This window comes from Rhizobium sp. TH2 (assembly GCF_024707525.1).
Lineage (GTDB): Bacteria > Pseudomonadota > Alphaproteobacteria > Rhizobiales > Rhizobiaceae > Rhizobium_E.
Genome location: NZ_CP062231.1, coordinates 4,961,962 through 4,986,750, shown reverse-complemented (window position 1 = coordinate 4,986,750; position 24,789 = coordinate 4,961,962). Strand labels below are relative to the sequence as shown.

General features: G+C 57.3%; 25 protein-coding genes and 1 tRNA gene. 7 read left to right on the top strand and 19 right to left on the bottom strand.

The genetic code is table 11. The features are described from left to right. Positions 1-629: 629 nt before the first annotated feature. The 13 genes from IHQ71_RS24390 to IHQ71_RS24325 all read right to left on the bottom strand — a co-directional run bounded on the left by IHQ71_RS24390 (position 630) and on the right by IHQ71_RS24325 (position 13,928). Positions 630-1,523 carry a carbohydrate ABC transporter permease gene (locus tag IHQ71_RS24390; protein ID WP_258158995.1) on the bottom strand — a complete coding sequence of 298 codons (894 nt, stop codon included), beginning with the start codon at positions 1,521-1,523 and terminating at the stop codon, positions 630-632. 14 nt (positions 1,524-1,537) lie between these two features. Then, the gene (locus IHQ71_RS24385) at positions 1,538-2,470 is read right to left on the bottom strand and encodes a carbohydrate ABC transporter permease (RefSeq protein WP_258158994.1); all 933 of its coding nucleotides are present in this window, start codon (positions 2,468-2,470) and stop codon (positions 1,538-1,540) included. 86 nt (positions 2,471-2,556) lie between these two features. Next, on the bottom strand, positions 2,557-3,864 hold the full coding sequence (locus IHQ71_RS24380) for an ABC transporter substrate-binding protein (RefSeq protein ID WP_258158993.1): 1,308 nt from the start codon (positions 3,862-3,864) through the stop codon (positions 2,557-2,559). A gap of 156 nt (positions 3,865-4,020) precedes the next feature. Continuing rightward, on the bottom strand, positions 4,021-5,088 hold the full coding sequence (locus IHQ71_RS24375; RefSeq protein ID WP_258158992.1) for an ABC transporter ATP-binding protein: 1,068 nt from the start codon (positions 5,086-5,088) through the stop codon (positions 4,021-4,023). A gap of 196 nt (positions 5,089-5,284) precedes the next feature. Beyond that, entirely contained in the window at positions 5,285-6,337 is a 1,053-nt protein-coding gene (locus IHQ71_RS24370; protein ID WP_258158991.1) for a sn-glycerol-3-phosphate import ATP-binding protein UgpC, read from the bottom strand. After that, entirely contained in the window at positions 6,337-7,185 is an 849-nt protein-coding gene (gene ugpE, locus IHQ71_RS24365) for a sn-glycerol-3-phosphate ABC transporter permease UgpE (RefSeq protein ID WP_258158990.1), read from the bottom strand. The genes IHQ71_RS24370 and ugpE overlap by 1 nt, the downstream gene beginning before the upstream one ends. Before the next feature lie 9 nt (positions 7,186-7,194). Next, positions 7,195-8,076 carry a sn-glycerol-3-phosphate ABC transporter permease UgpA gene (gene ugpA, locus IHQ71_RS24360; RefSeq protein ID WP_258158989.1) on the bottom strand — a complete coding sequence of 294 codons (882 nt, stop codon included), beginning with the start codon at positions 8,074-8,076 and terminating at the stop codon, positions 7,195-7,197. A 76-nt stretch (positions 8,077-8,152) separates the two neighbouring features. Beyond that, positions 8,153-9,454: a sn-glycerol-3-phosphate ABC transporter substrate-binding protein UgpB gene (gene ugpB / locus IHQ71_RS24355; protein ID WP_258158988.1), complete on the bottom strand. Its 1,302-nt coding sequence runs from the start codon at positions 9,452-9,454 to the stop codon at positions 8,153-8,155. A 2,035-nt stretch (positions 9,455-11,489) separates the two neighbouring features. Further along, positions 11,490-11,753: a hypothetical protein gene (locus tag IHQ71_RS24350; RefSeq protein WP_258158987.1), complete on the bottom strand. Its 264-nt coding sequence runs from the start codon at positions 11,751-11,753 to the stop codon at positions 11,490-11,492. 173 nt (positions 11,754-11,926) lie between these two features. Continuing rightward, positions 11,927-12,226, bottom strand: a complete 300-nt coding sequence (locus IHQ71_RS24345; RefSeq protein WP_258158986.1) for a hypothetical protein — start codon at positions 12,224-12,226, stop codon at positions 11,927-11,929. After that, positions 12,226-12,471 (bottom strand): hypothetical protein, encoded by a 246-nt coding sequence (locus IHQ71_RS24340; RefSeq protein WP_258158985.1) that lies wholly within the window; start codon positions 12,469-12,471, stop codon positions 12,226-12,228. The genes IHQ71_RS24345 and IHQ71_RS24340 overlap by 1 nt, the downstream gene beginning before the upstream one ends. 175 nt (positions 12,472-12,646) lie before the next feature. After that, positions 12,647-13,030, bottom strand: coding sequence for a KTSC domain-containing protein (locus IHQ71_RS24335; RefSeq protein WP_258158984.1), 384 nt, complete (start codon positions 13,028-13,030; stop codon positions 12,647-12,649). A gap of 682 nt (positions 13,031-13,712) precedes the next feature. Beyond that, on the bottom strand, positions 13,713-13,928 hold the full coding sequence (locus IHQ71_RS24325) for a hypothetical protein (protein WP_258158982.1): 216 nt from the start codon (positions 13,926-13,928) through the stop codon (positions 13,713-13,715). Between the two features lie 237 nt (positions 13,929-14,165). Here IHQ71_RS24325 and IHQ71_RS24320 point away from each other — a divergent pair, with 237 nt between their 5' ends. Beyond that, entirely contained in the window at positions 14,166-14,837 is a 672-nt protein-coding gene (locus IHQ71_RS24320; RefSeq protein WP_258158981.1) for a hypothetical protein, read from the top strand. 72 nt (positions 14,838-14,909) lie between these two features. On the opposite strand, the gene IHQ71_RS24315 is transcribed toward IHQ71_RS24320, so the two are convergent. Next, on the bottom strand, positions 14,910-15,092 hold the full coding sequence (locus IHQ71_RS24315; protein ID WP_258158980.1) for a hypothetical protein: 183 nt from the start codon (positions 15,090-15,092) through the stop codon (positions 14,910-14,912). A gap of 226 nt (positions 15,093-15,318) precedes the next feature. Between IHQ71_RS24315 and IHQ71_RS24310 the strand changes: the two genes are divergently transcribed. The 4 genes from IHQ71_RS24310 to IHQ71_RS24295 all read left to right on the top strand — a co-directional run bounded on the left by IHQ71_RS24310 (position 15,319) and on the right by IHQ71_RS24295 (position 17,246). Further along, entirely contained in the window at positions 15,319-15,648 is a 330-nt protein-coding gene (locus IHQ71_RS24310) for a hypothetical protein (protein ID WP_258158979.1), read from the top strand. 129 nt (positions 15,649-15,777) lie between these two features. Further along, positions 15,778-16,551: a calcium-binding protein gene (locus IHQ71_RS24305; protein WP_258158978.1), complete on the top strand. Its 774-nt coding sequence runs from the start codon at positions 15,778-15,780 to the stop codon at positions 16,549-16,551. Between the two features lie 183 nt (positions 16,552-16,734). Further along, positions 16,735-17,088 carry a hypothetical protein gene (locus IHQ71_RS24300; protein WP_258158977.1) on the top strand — a complete coding sequence of 118 codons (354 nt, stop codon included), beginning with the start codon at positions 16,735-16,737 and terminating at the stop codon, positions 17,086-17,088. Next, on the top strand, positions 17,085-17,246 hold the full coding sequence (locus IHQ71_RS24295; protein ID WP_258158976.1) for a hypothetical protein: 162 nt from the start codon (positions 17,085-17,087) through the stop codon (positions 17,244-17,246). Before IHQ71_RS24300 ends, IHQ71_RS24295 begins: the two co-directional genes overlap by 4 nt. Positions 17,247-17,256: 10 nt before the next feature. Here IHQ71_RS24295 and IHQ71_RS24290 read toward each other — a convergent pair whose 3' ends face one another. Together IHQ71_RS24290 and IHQ71_RS24285 are read right to left on the bottom strand one after the other, a co-directional pair. After that, positions 17,257-19,344, bottom strand: a complete 2,088-nt coding sequence (locus IHQ71_RS24290) for an EAL domain-containing protein (protein ID WP_258158975.1) — start codon at positions 19,342-19,344, stop codon at positions 17,257-17,259. A gap of 1,482 nt (positions 19,345-20,826) precedes the next feature. Beyond that, a tRNA-Arg gene (locus IHQ71_RS24285) sits at positions 20,827-20,903 on the bottom strand. On the opposite strand from IHQ71_RS24285, the gene IHQ71_RS24280 reads away from it, so the two are divergent. Both IHQ71_RS24280 and IHQ71_RS24275 read left to right on the top strand, forming a co-directional pair. Then, positions 20,876-21,097, top strand: a complete 222-nt coding sequence (locus tag IHQ71_RS24280; RefSeq protein ID WP_258158974.1) for a hypothetical protein — start codon at positions 20,876-20,878, stop codon at positions 21,095-21,097. The two genes, IHQ71_RS24285 and IHQ71_RS24280, sit on opposite strands and share 28 nt — an antisense overlap. 42 nt (positions 21,098-21,139) lie before the next feature. Further along, positions 21,140-21,376, top strand: coding sequence for a hypothetical protein (locus IHQ71_RS24275; protein ID WP_258157604.1), 237 nt, complete (start codon positions 21,140-21,142; stop codon positions 21,374-21,376). A 198-nt stretch (positions 21,377-21,574) separates the two neighbouring features. On the opposite strand, the gene IHQ71_RS24270 is transcribed toward IHQ71_RS24275, so the two are convergent. The 3 genes from IHQ71_RS24270 to IHQ71_RS24260 are packed head-to-tail and all read right to left on the bottom strand — an operon-like array spanning position 21,575 to position 24,488. Then, a complete protein-coding gene (locus IHQ71_RS24270; RefSeq protein WP_258158973.1) occupies positions 21,575-23,395 on the bottom strand; it encodes an ABC-F family ATP-binding cassette domain-containing protein in 1,821 nt (606 codons plus the stop codon). 2 nt (positions 23,396-23,397) lie between these two features. Continuing rightward, on the bottom strand, positions 23,398-24,042 hold the full coding sequence (locus tag IHQ71_RS24265; RefSeq protein ID WP_258158972.1) for a thiamine diphosphokinase: 645 nt from the start codon (positions 24,040-24,042) through the stop codon (positions 23,398-23,400). 59 nt (positions 24,043-24,101) lie between these two features. Further along, positions 24,102-24,488 (bottom strand): DUF2794 domain-containing protein, encoded by a 387-nt coding sequence (locus IHQ71_RS24260; protein ID WP_258158971.1) that lies wholly within the window; start codon positions 24,486-24,488, stop codon positions 24,102-24,104. Between the last annotated feature and the right edge of the window lie 301 nt (positions 24,489-24,789).

The window sequence follows — 24,789 nt, the reverse complement described above, 5'->3', positions numbered from 1 at the left end:
CGAGCGTGCGTTTAGGTGTCTGTGGCCCGGGTCTTCGCCACTTCCTCAAAGAGCACATGCACGATAGTAGGTAGGGTTCGGAAAGAAGGCCTGACGCACCTCAGTCGAGGCGAGGCGATTGGTCTTCTTGGAACCCGAGCCAACGAACCTCCGTTATCGTGGCAAGGAGATTTGCCATGAACGTCTCTGATGCCGACTCGAAATCACCGAAGACTACGTGACCAGGAAATATTGCGTCAGTCATCAACACGCCAAGAGGCTTCTTAGGCAATACGGCCGTGATAAAGCCGAAATCGACATACTGCTGGGAGCCAAAGGACGAACATCCGGACATCGGCGTCAGGACGTCCGGCGGACCGCCTCCGAGGTGTCATTCGGTTAGGGTTCTCAGGAAGCTGTCGTGCGTTCACTTGAACTTATTTCTCTGCGATGAGGAAATATCTGGAGCTTTGGAAGCGTTTGTCCCAGAGTTGCAGCCTCCTCGTTAGTATTCGCAAAATCTGATCCTGTTTTCGAACAGCCCGTATTCGACCGCACATGGATATGCCCAAGAGGCCACGCGAAAACGTTGCGCCCAAAGAGCCCCAGTCGCGATGAGTTTCTTCGCGGCCAGTTGAGTGCTTGAAATTTTACTCTTTCACAGCACCTGTCATCGACGACACGTAATAATCGACGAAGAAGGAATACAAGATAACGACCGGGAGCGAGCCGAAAAGAGCCCCCGCCATCAGTGATCCCCATTCGAAAACGTCGCCGCGCACCAGTTCGGTCAGCACGCCGACCGGAACGGTCTTGTTCTCGGAGGACTGGATGAAGGTGAGGGCATAGATGAACTCGTTCCAGGAAAGCGTGAAGGCGAAGATCCCCGCCGAGATAAGCCCGGGAATGGCGAGCGGCAGGATGATCTTGATGAGAATCTGCCAGCGCGATGCGCCATCCACCAGCGCGCTTTCCTCGAGTTCGAAGGGGATCGAACGGAAGTAACCCATCAGCAGCCATGTGCAGAACGGAATGAGAAAGGTCGGATAGGTGAAGATCAGCGCCATCCTGGAATCGTAGATGCCGAACTTGAAGACAATGAAGGCGAGGGGAATGAACAGGATCGATGGCGGCACGAGATAGGCGAGGAAGATCAGCAACCCCGTCGTGCGGGCGCCGGAAAACCGGACACGCTCGATGGCATAGGCGGCAAAGACCGAAGCCGCGAGTGACAGGACGGTCGATCCGACCGCAACCAGGACCGTGTTCCACAGCCAACCTGGATAGGAAGTCTCGAACAACAGGTACTTGATGTGGTCGAGCGTCGGGCCGACCACCCAGAACGGGCTGTAGTTCTCATAGTCCGTCAACTGCGAGTTCGGCTTCACGGCAGTGATGGCCATCCAGTAGAAGGGAAACAGCAATACGAAGACGAATATCGCCATGGGGATGTAGAGCAGCACCACGCGGCGGGGCAGGCTGTTGAGATAGCTCATTCCCTCCACATTGTCGGTGAGAACGCTGTCCTGTTGGATCTTGGCCATTTCTCTACTCCGCATCAATCCTGGCCGCCCTGTTGCCATTTACGGCGTTGCAGGCCGAAGAAGCTGAACATGATGGCTGCGAGCAGGAACGGGATCATGGCGACCGCGATCGCGGCACCTTCCCCCAACTGGCCGCCCGGTATGCCGCGCTGGAAGGACAGCGTCGCCATCAGATGTGTGGCATTGACCGGTCCGCCCTTGGTCAGCACGTAGATGAGCTGGAAATCGGTGAAGGTGAACAGAACCGAGAAGGTCATGACCACCGCAATGATCGGCGTCAGCATCGGCAGCGTCACATAACGGAACCGCTGCCAGCTGGTGGCGCCATCCAGCGAGGCTGCTTCCTGGAGTGATGCGGGGATCGTCTGCAGCCCCGCCAGCAGCGAGATCGCCACGAACGGAATGCCGCGCCAGACATTGGCGGCGATGACCGATGCGCGCGCGTTTTCCGGATCGCCGAGGAAATTGATCGGGCTGTCGATAATGCCAAGCTTGATCAGGGACCATGACAGAATCGAGAACTGCGCATCATAGATCCACCAGAAGGCGAGCGCCGAAAGTACGGTAGGCACGACCCAGGGCAAAAGCACGATCGCGCGGAAGAAGGATTTGAACGGCAGGTTCTCGTTCAAGAGAAGCGCCAGCCAGAGACCCAGCACGAATTTCAGGATCGAGGCGACAAAGGTATAGAGCAAGGTGTTGAAGACCGAGAGCCAGAACACCTTATCCCGCGCGAGGAAGACGTAGTTCTCAAGCCCGATGAATATGCCATCGCGGCCAATGCGCGTGTCCGTGAAGCCCAGCCATACGCCGAGTCCGAGCGGATAGGTCAGAAAGCAGACGAGAAAAACCGCAGCCGGCAACATGAACATGAAGCCGAGCGCATTGTTGTTCTGCATCATGCGGGCCATCGCCGATGGCGGCTTGCGCGGTTGGGCAGTCGGCATGAAGATGATACTCCGGCTGGTCGGGGCGGTTCATGCATCGGCGACCGCAGCCGCCGATGCATCTGTCCCAAGAGGAGGTCTGGCGCTCAGACGCGATAATAGCGATTGGCGCGGCGTTCCGCTTCGATCGCGGCGTCTTCGGGGCTCGCCTGGCCAGTGACGGCACTGGCGAACATATCGACCAGCACGTAATCGGCCATCACTCCTGCCGAGGCATAGCCAAGAGGGCCGGCGTAGCCGTTGGGTCGAAGCGTCGACGAGGCCTGGGCATAGGGCGCGTGAATCGGATCGGAAGTCCAGATCGGGTTGTTGGCGAAGGCCTTCAGCGGCTGGCAGCAATAGGCGCTGGAGCCCTGGATCCAGGCGTTCATCTGATCGGCTTCCATCATGAATTTAACGTATGCCTTCGCGGCTTCGGGATACTTGGTATGGCTGAAGAGAAGCAGCGAACTGGTCTGGTGTAATTCCACGCTCTCGCCGACCGGACCGATGGGGAAGTTGGTGGTGCGAAGATCCTTCGAGAGTTCGGCGAGTGCCGGGTCCTTTTTCGACGCATAGTAGAGCGAGACGCCGTTCGCCGTCAGCGACACCTGGCCGGCCAGGAATGCGCGGTTGTTGTTGATGTCCTGCCAGCTTTCCGTACCGGGAATGAAGGTATCATAGAGTTGCTTGGCATAATTGATGGCCGCGATCGTCTCCGGGCTGTTGATAGAAACCTTGCCGCTCTCGTCGACCATCTTGCCGCCATGGCTCCAGAGCAGCCAATGTGCATAGTTGTTGCCGTCGCCCACGGCCTTGCCGTGCGGGAAGCCGGCGGGCGTGCCCTTGGCCTTCATCGCCTTGCAGAGTTCGAGGAAGCCGGCGGTATCTTTGGGGAATTCGCTGAAGCCGGCTGCCTTCACGTGACTGTCGCGGTAGCAGATGGCGTTGCCGATCGCGGTGAGCGGCATGGCGATGAATTTGTCGCCCTTGGACGCATAGCCCTTCACTCCGTCATACCAGCCGCCATACTTGCCGCCGAGATAGTTGGCGAGTTCCGTCATGTCCACGAGCTTGTCGGGATACTGATGGGCATCGTCGAACCAACACATGACCATGTCAGGCCCCGATCCGACATTGGCCGCCACCGCCGCCTTCGGACGTATGTCCTCCCAGCTTTCCTTGTCGACGCGCACCTGCACACCGGTTGCGTCGGTGAACTTTTTAGTGTTGGCGAGCCAGGCGTCTTCGTCGCCCTTGACGAAGGGGGTCCAGCGCAGAAGTCGCAGGCTCGCGCCTTCCTCTGGCTTGTAGGCCGGCTCGGCGGCCTGGGCGAAGGACGGGCGGACGCCAAATCCGGTCAAACCCGCGACAGCGGCAGATGCTGCAAGAAATTCACGTCTCTTGATGGTCATTGTGACTCCTCCTGGTCATGTCGGGAATTCGTCGATCCGACATCCGCCTCCCGTTTTGCGGATGTGGCTGCAACGGGTTCCGGCGGTGCCGGAACGCCAATTCCTGGACCGGGCAGGAGGGCTCCTCTTCCCTCATTGCCCGGGTGCGAGGCGATATCAGTCCACCAGCCTGCTTCTGGTCTCGACGTCGAACAGATGCACATGATCGGCATCGATCGCGACATTGATGGTTTCGCCCGGCTTGGCCGCCACGCGTTCGCGGAACACGCAACTCACGTCCTCGCCGCCCAGCCGCACGATCATCTGCGTCTCGTAGCCAGTGGGTTCCGTCACCACGACTTCGACCGGTATTCCGTTCGGGTCGAGAGAAATGAATTCCGGTCGCAGGCCATAGACGAGTTCGCGGCCGGTGGCCGAGGCGGCGGCACGCCCGACGGGCAGGGTGGAGCCGTTCGACGCGATGAAGCTCTGAGGATTGGCCGGATCCAGGCGGCCCTTGATCATGCTCATCGCCGGAGAGCCAATGAAGCCCGCGACGAAGAGATTGACCGGATTGTCGTAGAGATCGAGCGGCGTTCCGATCTGTTCGACCAGGCCGTCATGCATGACGACGATCTTGTCGGCCATGGTCATGGCTTCGATCTGGTCGTGGGTCACGTAGACGGTGGTCGTCTTCAGCCGATGGTGCAGCCCCTTGATCTCGGCGCGCATGGCGACGCGAAGCTTGGCATCGAGGTTCGACAGCGGTTCGTCGAACAGAAACACCTGTGGATCGCGCACGATCGCACGGCCCATGGCTACGCGCTGGCGCTGGCCGCCTGAGAGCTGGCGCGGATAGCGGTCCAGAAGCTTGGTCAGGCCGAGGATCTCGGCGGCGGGCGTGACCCGCTTCTCGATCTCGGCCTTGGATGTGCCGCTCAGCATGAGCGAGAAACCCATATTGTCGGCGACCGTCATGTGCGGGTAGAGCGCATAGTTCTGGAACACCATGGCGATGTCCCGATCCTTGGGCGGAAAATTATTGACGACCTCCCCGCCGATCCGGATTTCGCCGGCCGAGATGTTCTCCAGTCCCGCCAGCATGCGAAGCAAGGTGGATTTGCCGCAGCCGGAGGGGCCGACGAGAATGACGAACTCGCCGTCCTCGATCTCGATGTTCACGCCCTTGATGACGGGAAATGCCCCGAAGGACTTCCTTACATCGACAAATTCAACTCCCGCCATTCAAGCTCCTCCCGAACTCCGACTTCATAGGTTTGCGTTTTCTGCAAGCTTACCGAGTATTCGCATCCTCCCCCGATTCGGACGGCCGACGGCATGGCAGGCCATGATAGCGCTACCATGGCAAGAAGAGCATCGACCGTCAACTATGATCACCCATCTCCCATCGTCTACTTTAGTGACGGAGTGACGGCCGGCCTCACGAGGAAATCTTTCGGCCATGCTCGTCGAAAAAATGAAAACTGCTCGTCCCTGCGTGTACGGCAATGACATCGTCCATCTCGATCCTGGATCGGCCCGGCACGCGAAAAACAAGCGGGGCGCCGTCTTGGAACAGGCTATGGACGTAACTTTCCGCACCGACCAACTCCACTGCGGCGACCGTCACCTGCGCATGAAAGCCCTCATTCGTTGCACTGGAAAGTTCGATTGGAGCGATGTCTTCAGGCCGAATGCCCAGCGTAGCCGCCCCGCCGGGAAGCGCGTTTTTGCGGATCAATGTCCAGCTTTTGTCTGTGTTGAGGCCGAGCAAGTTCATTGACGGGGAGCCGATGAACGTCGCCACAAATGTCGTGGCGGGATTTTCATAGAGATCGATCGGCGTGCCGACCTGTTCGATCAATCCGCCGTTCAGGACGACCAGTTTGTCAGCGAGCGTCATGGCTTCCATCTGGTCGTGGGTGACATAGACGCTCGTCGTGGCGAGCGATCTCTGCAGGCGCTTGATTTCCACCCGCATCTGGACACGGAGTTTGGCGTCGAGATTGGACAGTGGCTCATCGAATAGAAACGCGGCAGGTTCGCGGACGATAGCGCGCCCCATTGCCACGCGCTGGCGCTGCCCGCCCGAGAGTTGGCGTGGCTTGCGATCCAGAAACGCTTCGATCTCCAGTGCCGTCGCCGCCTTGGCAATGCGCGCTTCGATCTCCGGCTTAGGCATATTGCGGTTCTTGAGCCCGTAAGCCAGGTTCTGGCGGACGGTCATGTGGGGATAAAGGGCATAGTTCTGGAACACCATGGCGATATCGCGATCCGATGGCTCCAGCTCGTTGACGACCCGGTCGCCGATAGAGATCTCGCCACCGGTGATGCTTTCAAGGCCCGCTATCATGCGCAGCAGCGTCGATTTTCCGCAGCCGGACGGGCCGACCAGAACCACCAGTTCTCCATCGGCGATATCGAGTGAAACGCCCTTGATCGCTTCCACGGAACCATAGCGCTTGCGCACGTCATTGAGGACAATCCTGGCCATTACTTCTCCGTCTCCACAAGACCTTTGACAAACCAGCGCTGCATGAGAACGACGACGACGATCGGGGGAATGATGGCGAGGATCGCGGTGACCATCACGTAGTTCCAGGGCGTCGAGGCATCCGTGAAATCGACCATCCTGCGAAGACCGATGATGATGGTGTTCATCTTGGCGTCGTTGGTCACCAGAAGCGGCCAAAGATACTGCGTCCAACCGTAGATGAAGAGGATGACGAACAGCGCGGCGATGTTGGTGCTCGACAGCGGAAGGAGGATATCGCGCATGAACCGGAAGGGTCCGGCATTGTCGATGCGGGCTGCCTCCACGAGTTCTCCCGGTATCGTCAGGAAAAACTGTCGGAACAGGAATGTCGCGGTCGCCGATGCCATCAGCGGCAGTGTCAGGCCCGCATAGGTATCGATCAGCCCGAGGTCGACGATCACCTTGTAGGTCGGCAGGATGCGAACCTCGACCGGCAGCATCAGTGTGACGAAGATCATCCAGAAGAACAGCATGCGGAACGGAAACCGGAAGAACACGATCGCGAAGGCTGAGAGAAATGAAATGATGATCTTGCCTGCCGCAATGGCGAGGGCGACGACGAAGGAATTGAACAGGAGCCGCTCGAGGCTGACGCCGACAACCCGCTCCACACCGCCGGATATGGCCTCGCCGTAGTTCTCGATCATGTGGCCGCCGGGCAGGAGCGGCATGGGCGGGCGGATGATTTCCGCCGATGTCATCGTCGAGGCGATCAACGTATAATAGATAGGGAAGGCGACGATGATGATCCCGAGGATCAGCACGAGGTGGCCGATGAGATTGGCGATTGGGCGTTTCTCGATCATTTCCGCGCCTCAACCATAGTGCACCCGCTTTTCGACGAAGCGGAACTGGAAGGCCGTCAGCGCGATCACGATGACCATCAGGATCACAGACTGCGCGGCCGACGAACCCAGGTTGAGATTGACGAAACCATCGTTGTAGACCTTGTACACGAGGGTCTCTGTCGCCTTAGCGGGACCGCCGCCCGTCACCGAATGGATGATGCCGAACGTGTCGAAAAACGCATAAACCGTGTTGACGACCAGCAGGAAGAAGGTCGTTGGCGCGAGAAGCGGGAAGACGATCGTCCAGAAGCGCCTTGTACTGCGTGCTCCATCGATGGCCGCGGCTTCGATCAGCGATTTCGGGATCGCCTGCAGGCCCGCGACGAAGAACAGGAAGTTATAGCTGATCTGCTTCCAGGCGGCCGCGACGACGACCAGCGCCATGGCCTGGTTGCCGTTCAGCACCGGATCCCACGCGAAACCGCTTCGACGCAGCATAAAGGCAAGTGTGCCCATGGATGGGTTGAACATGAACAGCCACAGCATGCCGGCGACTGCGGGCGCCACGGCATAGGGCCAGATCAGCAGCGTGCGATAGAAGGTCTGCCCGCGTATCACCTTGTCTGCGGCGGTTGCCAGCAGAAGCGCCACACCCATCGAAACGAGGGCCGTCAGCAGGCTGAAGACGACCGTCACCTTCAGTGAATTGACGTAGGCAGGATCCGCCAGCACGGAGGTGAAGTTTGCCAACCCGACAAAGCCGCTTTTCATCCCAAACGGATCCTCGCGCAACGTCGATTGGAACAACGCCTGGCTGGCTGGCCAGAAGAAGAAGATGATCGTCAATATGATCTGCGGCGCGACAAGCAGATAGGGCAGGACCTTGTTGGGGAAGGCGACGTTTTGCACGGCATGCTCCTGAAGCGACTGGCAAAGATGCCGCCCACGTCACGATTGAGGCGGGCGGCAAGCGTGCTGATGTCGATCAGTTGCCGACGGCTGCGGCGATGGCCGCATTGCCGCGCTCGACCGCCTTGTGCAGGGCCGCCTTGGCGTCCTGCTGGCCGTTGAGCATTGCTTCGAATTCCTCGTTCATGATGTCGCGCACCTGCGGCAGGTTGACGAGCCGAACACCCTTGGAATTCTCCGTGGGTGCCTTGCCCATCATCTGCAGTATCGGCGTCTCGCAACCGGGATTCTTGTCGTAGAAGCCCGATTTCTTGGTTTCCTCATAGGCCGCGTTCGTCACCGGCATGTATCCGGATACCTGATGTAGGCGAGCCTGGATCGATGTCTGCGACAGGAAGCCGAAGAACTTCGCGACACCTTTGTATTCCTCGTCGCTCTTGCCCGCGAATACCCAGAGACTTGCACCGCCGGGAATCGTGTTCTGTGGCCCATGACCTTCGTAGTAGGGAAGCTGACCAATGCCGTATTTGATGCCCGACTTGATGATATCGCCCAACCCGCCCGAGGACTCCGTGAGGATGCCGCATTCGCCGGAAAGGAAGAGCTGCTTGGCCTCCGATGTGCGTCCGCCATACCGGAACGTGCCGTCCTTGGCGAGGTCCGCGATAGACTGGAAATGCTGGACGAAAAGCGGCCCGTTGAACTTGAGCTCTACGTCGTTGCCGCCAAGGCCGTTTTCATTGGTGCCATAGGAAACGTTATTCCAGGCGGCGAAATTTTCGGTCTGAATCCAGGTCAGCCAGGTCGAGGTGAGACCGCAGGTAGCTGCCCCGCTCGTCTTGATTTTCTTGGCTGCGTCGAACACTTCCGGCCAAGTCTTCGGCGGGTTGTCAGCATCGAGCCCGGCCTTCGCAAATATGTCCTTGTTGTAATAGAGGATCGGCGAGGACGAATTGTAGGGGAATGAAAGCATGGTGCCGTCAGGCTTGGAATAATAGGCCGCGATCCCGGCCAGGTATTGCGACTTATCAAACTTGGCGCCGCCCTTTTCGAGCACCTCGGCGACAGGAACGATCGCCCCTTCGGCACCCATCATGACGCCGCTACCTGCATCAAACACCTGGATGATGGCCGGCGGCTGCTTGGCTCTGAAGGCTGCAATGCCTGCATTCAGCGTTTCTGGATAGGTACCTTTGAAAACAGGAACGATCTTGTAGTCGCTTTGACTGTCGTTGAACTCCTTAGTGAGTTGATCAATCACCTCGTTGTTTGCTCCAGTCATGGCGTGCCACCACTGAATTTCTGTTGCTGCATACAATGTTGTGGGTATAACGAACGAAAGGCCGGCGATGGACGCGGCCAAGAATGCTCTCAACATAAATTCCTCCCTGAATACGGTCACAACCGCACTAAACGTACTCATCAACTGAAGGTTCCGGCCGAAGCGTTCAATTTGGCTTCAACGGTTCAATCAACACGCTAAACGGTTTTCCTTAGACTATTATTGGGGAACCGAAGCCGGTATCACACTGCCCGTTCCGCCAACTCGCAAAGGGATTCAGTTCGCGATTGGTCTAGGGGCTATTGTCGTTTGAATACGGCGATAATAGCTCTGCATTGATCGTCAGCAAGGTCGGCGGCTAACTTTGCGCAGGTGACCACTGAACGAGCACTCGCAGCCTAAAAAAATCGCGGCTTCGTCAAGAGCACCAAAGGTTCGCGTTCCCTTCCGCCACTCTGGCAGCAGACGGTCTGCTCACGGCCCCAAAGCGGCCATTCGGTACTGCGGCGCTCGGCCAGATGTTTCTCATTAGCTGTTTTGGATATGCTGATAACCCGGCCCTGACCCACGAGCATAGCCGGCCAAAGACCCTCCTTGGGTGTTCATTGCCACCAACAGGCACCGCATAAAAGAGATAACCAACTGATCTTATTGCACAACGATGGGCCGCTGGTTTTTCATCCCCCCGTGTGTCCACCCAAATGCCCGCCGATGCCATCGTTTTCGATGAAGAAGTCGCAGGTGCCCGACGGCGACATGGCAATGCGCCGTCGGGAGATGGGAGTGGGTCCCCTGGCTTTCGCCACACCACGCCCGCCAAAGCGGAATAGCCTATTCCCAGAATCGGGAAGAGTTGGCAATTACATAATCTTGGGAGTGGGCTCTCAACCCGCCTCCACGCCGCGAAGTTCGCGTACGGGAATAGTCCGCATCTGGTGGCGTTGGAGTACGCTGTTTTCGCACGTCGCCAGGCCGCGCTCGGGGTCGATGGCTAGGACTTTTCAATTGACGTTGGTGACAAGCTGGCCGGGCCGAAATCAGGCATCAAAGCTCCATAAAATGGGCCGGTCGGCGAGCCGCATGCGACTCAGGGTAGTGCCGGCCGGTGAGTTGTTTTGAAGTGATTTGGTCGTGTGTGCAACTTCTCAATATTCTGCTGGCCTAAAATATTGGGTGGCTAAGCACAATGAAAACCGGCCACGCGGAGTTCTCTCACGGCGAAACTTTGGTACGTGTTGTGATACGGATTATCGAATACTTGCTCATACCTTTGTCTAGGTCTTTCTTGGAGGCAGAGGCGACCGGACCCCCGGCGACTGTCGGCATTTGGGGACACGAAAAGTTACCATGGTGCGAGCCCGGTTCCCGATAAGATGCAGCATCTCACCTCAGTGCGCAATGTCGGTTATGGTACAATAGCCATCAGCGAGAAATGCGTCTGGAACGATCAGTGCCGAACCCGCGTTCAAGCGCCGTCCAAACCTTTGACTTGCCCGGCTGCTTCGGTGGTCGGGCCTCTTTTTTACCTTGACTTGTACGGGAGCGCACAGTTCGTAATGGCCCATACACGCCGTGAAACTTTACTCAACTAGAAAAGTTTACGGCTCTGAGGAGCATGTTCATGCCGCGATGCACGAAGCTCTTCACAGTGCCCTTCAAGTCAGTTCTAAAGCTTGACTAGCCTCCTGGCTCGCGCATCCCGGCGGATCAAAGGTTCTGGTCAGAACTTTTCGTCCACGGTCGAGTACGGTCACCTGGGCCGGTCTGCCGCTCCGGCAAACGTTCTCTGCAAAGTGGAGAGCAACTTTCTCCGCAACTTCCCGCGTCGAAAAAAAACAGACCAGACGCTGATTGCGACGAAACTCCCAGGTGCTACCTGAGCCTGTGCATTCGAATTTTATCATGATCGTGAACTCCGATTGAAAGACGAACTTCCAAAGAGAGGCGACTGAGCGACCTCGGGGAGAACCTGCCCCACACGAATTTGCACATCTCCCTAAGCATTCTCTAATGTTCGCATTCAACGTGGCTGATCCATCCAGCTGGAAGCGGGCAGATAATGCAAATGGCCCCGCCGCAGTGCAAACTAACGCAGCAACACAAGAGAACCGGCAACTCTGGAGAGGGGAATTTATCTGGCTAGCGATGCGAACCGAGTTCGAGCGCGGCGCTCCAAGATATGGTCACGCTCTTCCGGTGTCAGGACCAAGCTGATCAAGTCGGGCGCGTCATTGCCGCCGACCTGCCGCGCTGTGCGAGGCTCAAGCCCTTCTGTCTCGTGGGCGATTTCCATCATCTCAGCGACTTTGGCGTCAAGAGCGTCCGCGCCGTGGGGAAATAACCCTGCGGCTATGGCCTCGTCATATGACATCGCGTCCTCGTTGATGTTGGTCATGTGCTTTTACCTTTCGTGTGTGGGTTATGCGCCGAGCGGGGTCGCTGATCAGCGGATTTTGCAAGCTCGCAAGTATGAGCGCCATTCAAGTTGACACCAAGGCAGGGTGGCCTCACTGCGCGCTGATCTCAACGCGCCGGACCAAGGCTCAGGCAAAAGAAGTGGCGCGATTATCAGCGCGTTTCCGTGCGGGCTTTCATCCGGTCCCAATATTCCTCAGCCGCTTTTGCCGCCTCGGCTGCCGTCGGCGCGTATCCCGCGTTTGGCATGATCGGTGAGCCACGGAACGTGGGGGGATAGCTCCCAGACCAGCGCCACTGACCTTTTTTCACGCTCTCTCGGTCAAGTCTAATTCTGCCGGCATTCATGTCGCCATCGAATGCGCAATAGTCCTCAAACGGCTTTCCATCGATGTCGTTTTCATCCGGCCATGTTCGGCGCCAGCGATATTTTTTGGTCCAAGTGTCCGACATTAGAACAACATACTGTCTGAATTTGGCACTTCTTCCGGCGCATCCGGGTCGTCGGCGGGGTCGGGGTCTTCGCCAGCAATTACTGACTGGTTCTTCACCACCGCTTGAAGTGCATCCATCGCTTCGGCCGTGCTGTAGCCCGCGTCATTTGCTTCGGCAAGCAATTCAGACACGCGGTCATCTAACGCGGCGTGCAATTCGGTCTTTCTATCTGGGTCATCGAGCGCGCGGCGGGCGAGTTTCATTTAAGCGACCTCACTGTTGCTCTGGCGGTTGCCTATCGCTCAAATCGGGTGTCTGGGCATTCGTACCGGGTGAACCACCATTTAGCGGCTGGACCGTCTTAACGGTCCCTCGCGTCGTGTGCGTTTCGTCATGGATGATAAGCGATCATGCGCGTTCCCCCGTAATCGACATGCTTCAAAGCTCGAGCACAACCTTGTCGCGGCACCCGAACTTACCCCCGGTCGAGCTATGTTTGATCCGAGCGTTGTAGAATTTACTGAGTTTGCCGACGGTGCCGGCGTCAATCTCGCAGTAATGATACCAGGTCGCCTTCAGCAGGATCAGCATGTATTGGTGCTCAGCGTTATAACAGACGCGATTGACGAGGGTGCTGATGGTGCCCTGGCATTCGAATTTGGCCAAATCGACGGGACCGCGATATTTCACATCCACCGTTTCAGCGTGAGCCGTAGAGGTTCGCACTGCGAAAATCCCGACCATCGCAGCAAAGAATATCACCGCAAATAGTCTAACTGTGCGTGCGCGATTTGTGCGCCTACCATCGGAGTCGTATGTCATTGGCTGCTCTCCCCTTGCCACTCAAAAAACGGCAGGCAGCGGGCAGAGTCAAGTGACTTGGTTGTTATGTACCACGAATGAGTATCGGTGATCGTAATCCGTTCGGGTCCTTGTAGGGATAATGCTCCCAGCACCACCAGTCCGTCATCTTGGCGCCGCCCTGGTATCGATCGAAGCCGAACCCGCCCCACTTAGCGCACCGTAGGCATCGCACTTTTCATCCTAACCAATTGTTTAGGCTTAAATCGCGCCGCGCGGTCGTAGCCTTCGTGGTGCTTGTTCGAAGCCGTCTAATCCTGTAATTTAGAAAGATGGAAGAGACAAAATCAAGCGTTCCGCCTAGAGCTCATCGGAACCGCGTCCTAAAAGGTGCAACTATCATTACGGGCGTTTCGAATTCCGAAATACCTTGCAGCGTTCGTAATATGAACAAGGACGGCGCGGAGCTCAAAGTAAGCAGCAGCGCGTTGGTACCGGAACGATTTTTACTTTACGTGCCCGTTGACGGTATAGCCTACACCTGTGAACTCCGGTGGAGGTCTGGGGAGCGTGCAGGAGTGAAATTGCACGGAAAGGCTCCAAAACCGCGCTGGCATTACGGCTGACTAAAAAGGCGAGGGCGAATAAGCCCAGCAGTCTGCAATGATTTTTATTAGCACGCCGAGTAAAGCGTAGAGCGCTTTCATTCCATCTCCGGGAGTCTGCCGTTCTGAAAAAGCACCTCAGGCGGCCCATACTCGCCGATGCTGGGATCGGCGGTCCGTTGCCAGGCAACGACGCCTGCATGCTTGCTGGCGATCGACTGAGCTTCTCGTTTCGCCCGGGCCGCATCGTTGAACTCGCGTGGATCGAATGCAGGTATTAGGTTGCCTTCGTCGTCCTCGTCGAACGCGGCCATCACAATGAGTTTGCCAAGTGGTTGGTTGATGATGTGTCCTGTTCTCGGTTTGATCTCAAACTGACACAGCGTGCGCCGGAGTCAAGTGGCAACAATCATTCCGCGAAAACGGTACTAGAAACGACGGCCGTATTGTTTCACCGCCATCGGTCGCTCGATCTGTTCGTGGCGTGAGCGTGAAACAAAACATCGATAATCGATCATATCAAACCACACAACCAGCAGCGGGTAAGCGACATGGCCAAGAAATCAATCATTCAAGTCTTTCAGATCGATGACGTGCTCGACACGAGTTCAGTTGAAATGCTGTCGGCAACATCCAAGAAGGTCGTGTGCGTTGGCGGCAGCAACACGGTCGTAATTGTCGAAGGTAAGGGTCTAGAGGTTAGTGCTGGCATGATCGTTCAGGGAACGATTACTGGTCTAGTCGTACAATCGATCGACGGTGACAAGCAGATTGATATCTCAAAGACTTCCATCAATGCCGCCGTGATGTCGGCCACAGACATGGCCGACTTCCTGTCTCAAACCGTCGCCCGTATCCAGTTTGAGAACAATAAGTACATCGACTCGAACGCGGGGAACTCTGTGCTCGGCAGCGTCGGAAATGACCTTTTGCTTGGGCGTGGTGGAGACGATACGATACAGGGCTCGTTTGGCAAGGACATCCTGGTTGGCGGCGCCGGCGAGGATACCTTTGTTTTCGATTTAGGCATGGGGAAAGATACGATCCGCGATTTTGACGCGGACAACAGTGACGGCGCCCAGGACTTTCTTGATGCCGTTTTCGCCGATGCAACGATCACAAAGTCTGGCAAAAACACCTTGCTCGACTTCGGCGATGGTGATGCATTTCTGCTGATAGGGATAAAGCCAGGCGAGATCGACGCATCCGACTTCGTGGTTTAAGCGACGGAAAAGGCATACTATTAGTTTTCCGGCCGCCTCATCCATGTCGTTCCACCGTGGGCAAACGTCCCATTAGATTTGTGCACTGACGTTTTCATATCTTGCGCACGCCTGCTCAAGTTTTTGCTTAGCGGCTTCAACGTCGGCCGCAGGCGCCTTTTTCATACAGAGGTGGTCCCACGTGCGCAGCGCCTTTTGGTACTCTTCGTGAACCCGGTTCCACTCGTCAAAAAGCGGATGTTTCTCAGCAACCATGCTCACCCCCGGTGCGACCACAGAATTCCGACTCTGTTAGGCAGAGCGGCGTAAGCTATTGCCCTTTAACATGGGCGCATAATTTAAGTCATACCGCAACATCCACGACTCGTCACCCTTTCGGGCGTTCCCCACGGAACACTTCCGTGTCCGTCCCTGTTGTAGCGTCCGTCGCACGGTGGCAATCAAGCCATTCCCGCAAGGGTGGAACTTGGAGAAAAACACTATGCCTACTCAGAAAAATGATCTCGATACAACCTGGCTCGTCAATACGGACAACGACACCTGGACACTGACCAAAGGTGCCACCATCACGACTAATGCAGAACCCGGCGTGTTCGTCGATAACGACTTCACCGGCAATACCATCAGGCTCCTCGGCGATGTGGTGACGACGGGCTTTGCTCAGGTGGCAGTGCAAATTCAAGGCGACAACAACAAGCTGCGCATCGGACCAGATTCTTTTATTGACGGGTCGGCCGTTAATGTCGGCGTGGATGTCAACGGCCTGGGCACAACGGTCACAAACGAAGGTGTGATCAAAGGCATCAACTGAGCTGTGTCCGGCTATATCGGGACAACCCTCAACAACAGCGGCAGGATCGATGGCGGCTGGTCGGTCTATTCCCAGTTCGATGACTTCACCGTCAACAACAGCGGCAAGATCATTGGTGGAGACTATGGGGTGCGCGCCGAGGGCGACAACGCTGCCATCACGAACATGAAAGGCGGTACGATCAACGCTGAAACAGCAGTCGCCTTCTTCGATGCCGAGGATGGTACGCTGACCAATGCTGGCAAGATTGTTGGCGACATCTCTGGTGGTACCGGCGAGACGTCGATCGTCAACAAAGGCCTGATCGTTGGCGACATCTCGCTTGGAGACGGTGTGGACCGGATCGACACCCGTAAGGGCACGATCGACGGTCAGATCGACGGTGGCGATGGCGGGGATACCTTCCTCGTGGGCAGCAAGTCCATCAACATCGTCGAACTGGATACTGGTCTTGGAATGGACAATGTCCGATCGACCGTAAGCTTTACGCTCGCCGATAACCTCGAAACACTAACACTGCTCGGCAAGAAGGACATTGATGCGACTGGAAACAGCGGCGGCAACTCGCTACGCGGCAATTCAGGCGACAACGTCCTTCGGGGCTTGCACGGCGATGACACTCTCGACGGCGGCAAAGGAAACGACATCCTCATCGGCGGCACCGGCGAAGACGTGTTCGAGTTTGATCTGAAAACCGACCACGACGTCGTCAAGGGCTTCGAGAATGGCCTGGATCTGATCTCTTCGGACTTCATCTCCAATGAAGATGAATTCAACGATATGGTTGCAAATCATCTAAAGGTGCAGGGCGATGACCTCCTGATTAAGTATGGCGATGACACGCTGCTGATCAAGAACATGGAAAAGGCCGATCTTGATTGGGGCGACTTTATCAGTATCTGACCCTCAACACTCGACGAATTGGTCTGGGCTCCAAAGGAGCCCAGACGTATACAGCGGTCCGAACCTCCATTTACCCCGCCCGGAACGCTGAATGGGCAGTCGAGCACGATCAGTTTCACTCGGCAGGATCAACCGGCTCGCCCAATACTTCGTGGTAGATCTCTGTCACAAGGATTATGGCCGATGGCACTCGCCGCCGCGCTGCCTGCCATGGCGACAGCCGAGACTTCCCCTAGCGGAGAATTATTGGAGCTGATGGAGCGCCATCGCGTCACGCTCGGAATCTGTCAGGCGCTCGTAAACAAAGCCGATAGCGTGCACGAGGACTATGATCCGTCATGCCTCGATGCGTTCAACGCGGCCGAAAATGAAGAGGATGCGCTGTTGCTGGCGATTGCCGGCTTCCCTGCGAATTGCCAAGCGGATCATGTCGCCAAGGCGCGTTATCTGCTCGCGCGCTCGGATGCCGGAGGGTATTGGGTCAATCCGGAACTGTATGGCGCGTTGCTCGCATCATTGGCCGGAGAAAACGATTGAAGACAAACCTATTCGCTCGTGCCGCCGCTGCCGTCCTAGTGGCGGCGGTAGCTATGCCGGTTCGTGCGATCGATGTTTGCAGTGGCGGCAATCGAGCCGCCCGCAAGGTCACTTGCATCTATGACGGCGACACAGGCTGGCAGCATGGTCTAGAGTGACGGCTGCCCCTTATGCGGCGGCTTCCTTGGCGAAATAGCGCAAGGCGAGTTCTTCCTCCGTCGTAGGTTTGCCGTAGAGGTATCCCTGGAGCTCGTCGCAGCCGCAAAGCTTCACGACAGCGGCCTGGCTTTCCGTTTCAATTCCCTCGGCGGTCGCGGGAATATTTAAAGCGTTCGCCAATGCGATAGTAGCTTGCAATACTGCGCCACCATTGCCCTCCGTTTCGGCAGCAACGACCAGCGAGCGATCAACTTTCATTCGATCAAATCCGAATTCCCGAAGTGCGCCAATGCTTGCGTAGCCACAGCCAAAATCATCGAGCGCTATCTTCACCCCATGGGTTTTCAACATTTGAAACGCACGTTTCACCTGCACGGTATTCGAGATGAGAATACCCTCGGTAACTTCCAACGTAAGCCGATTTGGTTCGAAGCCATAGCGACGCAGCGTCCCAATCAGCTCATCGACGAACAGCGGGTTCCTGAACTGCAAAGGTGATGCGTTCACTGAAAGGCCGACTTCTAACCAGGGGGATGCTGCCTTTACTGCAAGTTCGAGGATCTGCATGCCCAGCAGATCAATGAGACCGCATTTCTCAGCCGCTGCGATGAACACGTCAGGAGCAACACGCCCTCTAGCTGGACTGACCCACCTCGCCAGAGCTTCGACCCCGCACATCGTGCCGCTCTTGGCATCGATCAGCGGCTGAAACGCCACGCTGAATTCCCTTTTCGATATTGCCGCACGGATATCCTGTTCCAAATCTGCAGCTTCTCTCGCGGCAGCGTCCAAGCCAGGTTCGAACGTCACCGATATGCCGCGTCCCAGCTCTTTTGCACGATAGAGCGCCAAGTCCGATCTGCGGAACAACTCCTCACGCTCTATTTGCGAGTTAGTGGTCGAGGCCGCCCCGACGCTACCGCCAATCTCCATCTGCCGTCCGTCGATATCGAAGGGCTGATCAAAGAGATTTAAAATGTTTGAGGAAATTGTTTCCAACGATTGCTGAGACGAACTCTGAGACAGAATTGCGAATTCATCGCCGCCGAGCCGTGCCGCAATCACATTTCGGGGCAGGAAATCCACAATCCTTCGCGCGACGGCAATGATCAACTGATCGCCCACCGCGTGGCCCCACGCGTCATTCACGCCCTTGAAGCCGTCCAGGTCGATCAAGTGCAGATCAATTTCGGAGGGTTTAGCTTCGTTCAAATGGGCGATCGACAGATCGATCTGTTCCAACAAGCCAGCCCGATTGTGGAGCCCGGTCAACGAGTCGTGGGTGGCATCGTAATGAGAGCGTCTTTCTTCACGCCGGACGTTTCTCACTGCGAGAAGTGCCGCTGCACAGATTGCTGAAAGCAGAACAAACAGCACCAGCGCCGCCGCAAAGGCTTTCGGCTTGACGGAGATGAAGCTGCGAGTGCCGGGCTCTTGTGCGGGCCACGTCAACTGGCCGACCAATCGCCCGCCAATGTCGGTCAACCTTGCATGCAGATGGCCGGGCCTGTCTTCGAACGATAAACCACTGATACTGAAGTTCTTGGCCATCTCCGCAATCACCTCTGGACCGAAATGCTTGGCGAAAACCAGGACCTTGAATTTTGCCCGATCTGCTTCGGGATTGTCCTCGTACGGCTGAATTGCGGAGGCGCCGATGAGAGCCAACCCCTTTGTGGTTTGGATGAACGCGACTGGCAACCTCTCTCGTTTAGGGTCTGGAGCACGTGCCGCTTTCAACAGTGCCTTGAAGGAGGAGCCGAAGAACAGGTCGGTATCCTTGATCGGTATGCCGTTGTGAAAGCCGATGAGCGCGGTCCCATCAGGCGCCACCACTACGGCGGTGTCATAGAGGGGGTAGTTCTCAGTGGTCACGCCCCAATTTTCTGTCGCCCAGGCCACAGCGTCGGGTTCATTCATTTTTGCGTACGCGTCATCCCAATAGGCATTATCCCTCACGGTGGCGCCAAGCTGCTTCTTCACCGCCTGAATCGCGCTTCTCGTCGCCGAAACAGATCGAGCGTCATCGATATTGTTCGATGTCTCTTTCATCGAGGTCATTGCGTCATTGATGAGAAACACGCCGAGGCCGATCATTGATGCGATCAGGAGACAGGCGACGGCGATGACTATTAGCCGTTTGCGGGTGGAATAACTGTATTTCGATCGAACCATGATGCACCAAAACGGAGATGCCGATCATCGGAACCAGTCGGCATCATGCCCGCGTCAGCGCTGGTAGACGCACAGTAGCGGGTCAAGCGATAAAGAAATACTAACTCACGCAGCGAGCGGCGTGCCGGCTTACCTTGTGCGGTTTCGCATGGTGTAATGTCGATTCGCCGGAGTTTCCAGATTTCGAGGAAGGGCTTGCGCAGCCGTGGCCTAACGTGGGCAACATCTGGTGTGAAGAATAAGCGCGGTCTAGTCGCTTTCAAGTTCAAACTTGTCGAGGTGATACTCAATCGCATCTAGGACGGTCATCATCTTATGCAAGTCGGGCTGGTCACCCTCATTTGTGTCGGCAATTATATCTGACAGGCAATCCTCCAGAACCGCTATGAGTCTTGGTATGCGCTGGTTCCCTGGAAACGCTCCTCGCAATGACGCGGACAAGAGGTGGCAGTAGCCCCAGCTTTTTGAAACCAAGGTCTCCGGCTGCTGGACCGATGCCCGCAGCTTCCGCACGAAATAGTCTATTTGCACCAGAGCTCCAGTCGGAGACACTCGAAGGTTCAACGAGATCGGTGTCTGCTCAATGTAAGCCTATTGCCTGCTGTATAGTTCCAGGCACCTCCATTGGTCCGATCCGGCGCCAATTTAGTACCGCAGCCATCAGACTTAGAGAGTTTTGGTTCTGCGACTAGCTTCGCGCTTTCGGTCACGTTCCATGCCGTATCGGCTCCCGATAAGCGTGCCGATCGCCGCAAGAAGAAACGGCATCAGAAATCCGCTAACGCCCAAAGCGCTTCCAAGCGCAGCGATACCCACGCCGCCTAACAGCAGGCCAGAAATACATCCTAGGCAAGCACCGAAAACAGCCCATGCAGTCTCACTTGGCCGGGCCTTTGCATATCGACCGATCCTTGCGGCGCCGCTTTTCATTTGATCTTTCATGCATCGACCCTCCATGGGATTACCGGCCAACCGACTTGAAGCACGAACTTCTAGGTGGATAATTAGGGGGATAGAACAGATAACTAAATTGCAAAAGTCCTTGTAAAGCAATACGTTACAGTTTTATAATGGTGCCCCATGCCGGAGCGGTAATGCAAATAAATGTCGCTTCGATTGCGTCCTTTCGAAGAGCTGCGACATCGCCAACGGGGCTACCCAATGCCTGAATGCCGCCAAGGCTGTTTTGGGAACTGCAGTAAGTCAGCAATTTTGTCCAAATGTTCTCAGCGGTCTCCGCCAACTGGGTCGGTCTTTGCTTTCTCAGTTAGTCCGCCCATGTTGCATTTCATGTCGCATGGATTCGCCGCGCCCATGTGGAAACCATTGGAAATCTCGGGAACTCGTTGCAACATTCACGCAACATAAAGGGTCGAGAATCACCCTTTAAGTAGTTGATTTCGTTGGCGATCCCGACTGGATTCGAACCAGTGACCCCCAGATTAGGAATCTGGTGCTCTATCCTGCTGAGCTACGGGACCATCCACGCCACTCAATACAAAAGAAGCAGCGCTTCGCCAAGGGGCTTGAGCGAAATGGCGTCGATTTGCGTCGTGCGCTTCATATTTCGTTGAATTTTCAGCCCTGTTCCCGCGGAAACAGCGGCGAGCATGGGGATGTGGGAAAACAACATCAACGGATGAGCAAAGACATCCACAAAGAACTGAAGAACTGAACGGCACTTCAACCCAACACGAACCCCCAGAGGACAAACATCATGAAAAAGTTCATCATCGCAGCCTCCGCCGCCCTCGTCGCCACCGTCTCGTTTGCCGCCACCGCAGAAGCCGGCTGGAAGCATCGCCATCATCACCATGGCTGGAAGCGCCATCATTGGGGCGTGGTCGTCGTATCCCCCCGTTACGACTATGACGACTATTGCTTCGTCAAGAAGATCAAGCGCTACGACGACTGGGGCAATGTCTACATCAAGAAGGTTCGCATCTGCGATTGATCTGATGACCTGATCGACTGACCACCAGTGCCCGAGGTTCTCCTCCCGCCCAGGCACCACCCCCAAGGACCGCCCGACCCCCTGCAACACGGCGGCCCGATGCCAGACGATCAAGAACGTTGACAATACTGATCCCCTCCCTACGGCAAGCCCGGTGTCCTCCAGCACCGGGTTTGTCGTTTCAGGTGGGTTAGCGCTTCAGCCCTCGAGTTCCTCGCGGAGCATTTCGAGTTCCAGCCACTCTTCTTCCATGCGGGCGATCTCGGCGCGCGCGGCTTCCGTCAGTTTGGCGGCCCTGGCGAACCCATCCGGGTCTTTTGTGAAGAAAGCCGGGTCGGCCATTCTTGCTTCGAGTTTGGCGACTTCCGCGTGTCTCTCCGCCATCTTCTTCGGCAGGCTCTCGATGGCGAATTTCTGCTTGTAGGAGAGCTTGGCCTTCCCCTTGGACGGCTCGTCCGACGACACAGCCGAAGCGGCAGGGCGCTTGTCGCGCTCTTCCCGCTTCCGCTCGGCCTGCGCGTCGCGGCGCTGGGCAAGCATGTCGGTATAGCCGCCGGCATATTCGATCCAGCGGCCATCCGGATTTTCCGGATCGGCCGGTGCGATCGTCGAGGTGACGGTGCGGTCGAGGAAGTCGCGATCGTGGCTGACCAGGATCGCGGTGCCGGCATAGCTGGACACGATTTCCTGCAAGAGATCGAGCGTCTCGATGTCGAGATCGTTGGTCGGTTCGTCGAGGATCAGCAGGTTGGACGGACGCGCAAGATTGCGCGCCAGGATCAGCCGCGCGCGCTCTCCGCCCGAGAGATTGCGGATCGGGGTGCGAGCCTGTTCGGGCTGGAACAGAAAATCCTTCATATAGCCGGTGACATGCTTGGCGACGCCATTGACCAGCAGGTTGTCGCCCCGTCCGTCGGTCAGGTAATGGGCGAGCGTTTCCTCGAGATCGAGATCCTCGCGCTTCTGGTCGAGCGTTGCCATTTCGAGATTGGTGCCGAGCTTCACCGTGCCCGAATCAGGTTCGAGTTGGCCGGTCAGCATCTTGAGTAGCGTCGTCTTGCCGGCGCCGTTCGGGCCGACGAGGCCGATCCGGTCGCCGCGATGGACCCGGAGCGAGAAGGGCGACACAATCACCCGGTCGCCATAGGACTTGGTGATCTTCTCGGCCTCGATCACCAGCTTGCCGGAATCGCGGGCCTCCGCCACCGTCGCCCGGGCGGAACCGAGCGCGCCGCGATGCGAGCGGTGCTCCTGGCGCAAATCCTGCAACTGGCCGAGACGGCGCATATTGCGCTTGCGGCGCGCGGTGACGCCATAGCGCAGCCAGTGTTCCTCGCGTTCGATCTGCTTGCCGAGCTTGTGCTGTTCGAGCTCTTCTTCCTCCAGCACCTTGTCGCGCCAGGCCTCGAAATGGCCGAAACCGCGATCGAGACGCCGCGACGTGCCGCGATCAAGCCAGACCGTCGCCGTCGATACTTTCTCCAGGAAACGCCGGTCGTGCGAGATCAGGATCAACGCGCTCCTGGTCTTCTGGAGTTCGCCTTCCAGCCATTCGATGGTCGGCAGGTCGAGATGGTTGGTCGGCTCGTCGAGCAACAGGATATCCGGCTCCGGCGCCATGACCTTGGCAAGGGCCGCCCGCCGCATCTCGCCGCCGGACAGGCTGGAAGGATGCTCATGGCCGGTCAGCCCGAGATGCTCGAGCAGGTAGGTGACCCGATAGGGATCGTCGGACGGTCCCAGCCCAGCCGCGGCATAGGCCTCGACGGTGTCAAAACCCTCGAAATCAGGCGCCTGGTTGAGATAGCGGACCGTCGCCGAGGGATGGCGGAACACCTCGCCGCTCTGCGGTTCGGCAAGCCCCGCCGCGATCTTCATCAGCGTCGATTTGCCTGAACCGTTGCGGCCGACAAGGCAGATTCGCTCGCCGGGTTCCAGCTGCAGGCTGGCGCCCGAAAGCAGCGGCGTGCCGCCGAAATTCAGATGGATGTCGTCGAGTTTCAGGATCGGCGGTGCCAATATCATACTCCGGAAAAATCATGCGGGCGCGCCAGGACCAGCGCGCGACCGGCGCGGAGGCTGAACGAGACAGCGCCTTCCGCGACATTGGAAATGGTGCGCGACGAGCCGAAAGGCAAATGGAAATCATCGAGCGGATAGCGCGCATTGCGGATCGTCAGGCCATCGAGCGCGTCGAGACCGAGCACGGAAAACAGGCTGGCCTTGGGTAGGTCGAGCAGCATCGATCCCGGCCAGAACGGATAGCCTTCCTCGTCGCCCGATGTCAGCAGCACTTCTATGCCGGCAGCGGACAGCGCCATGGCCTGCACGAGATGCGCCCAGGCGTGATCGGCCCGCTCGCCGCCCAGCGCGCCGACAAGCACGGCGCGGGTTGCGCCGCGTTCGAGCGCGGTCTGCACCGCAAGTTCGCCATCGGTCAGCGATTTCTCCGAGGGATATTCGAGCCGTGGTACTTCGGCATATTCGACAGCGAGTTCCTCCGTCGAGGAATCAAAATCGCCGACCCAGAGTTCGGGCAGCAATCCCAGGGCTCCCGCGTGCCTGATACCGCTATCGGCGGCGATCGTGCGCACGCCTTCGAGCTGCGTCAAAAGCCGAGGATTGACCGAAACCGGCCCGCCGAGAAGGATTGCGAATGTCGTCATGCCCGCGCTTTACGCGACGGCTGCCTGAAGGTCAATTTGGGAGGGTTGGAAGAAGTGGTTCAGTCCTGGAGCTTCTGGACCTTGTCGAAGAATTTCATGACCTGGGCGAGGTCGTGGCCGCGCTTGAGAATGCGGCCCTGGGTGTTGACGACGGAGAAGGCACCTTGTTTTGCAGCGAATTTGGGATTCTTCTCGATCTGGTAGGCCGGCAGGTCACCCGACCGCTTGAAGACGGAAAACACCGCCTTCTCCTTGAAATGATCGATGGCGTAGTCGCGCCATTCGCTCTCTCCGACCATGCGGCCATAGACCCGGAGAATCTGATTGAGTTCAAGGCGGTGGAACGTCACCGGCATCGGGTCGCGGGCGTCGCGGTATTCCCTCAGGTCGATGACGATCCGGCCTCTGCGTTCGGCCGATCCTGTGTGCTCGCCGTGATCCGACATTTGACCCCATTCGCGCAATCTGCCCGTCACCCGCGCAACGCAGGATGACGAATTGGTGACAGTTTGCCTGAAGAAGACCGAATTGCAAGATTGTTTTGCAGGAGCCGCTATCGAAAATGCAAGCAGGCTTAGATCGTTTCATTGTTAAATGGAAGCATTCTGCCGGAGCAGGTTTTCGTCAGGGCAGAGGCGATTGGCGAAGGGCATACCCCGATGTACGCCCGAGCCGATCGCCTCTGCCCTGGCGGAAAGATGCCCGGCCCCTTCGGGGTTGGCCGATACGGGCCGCCTATTCGTTCGG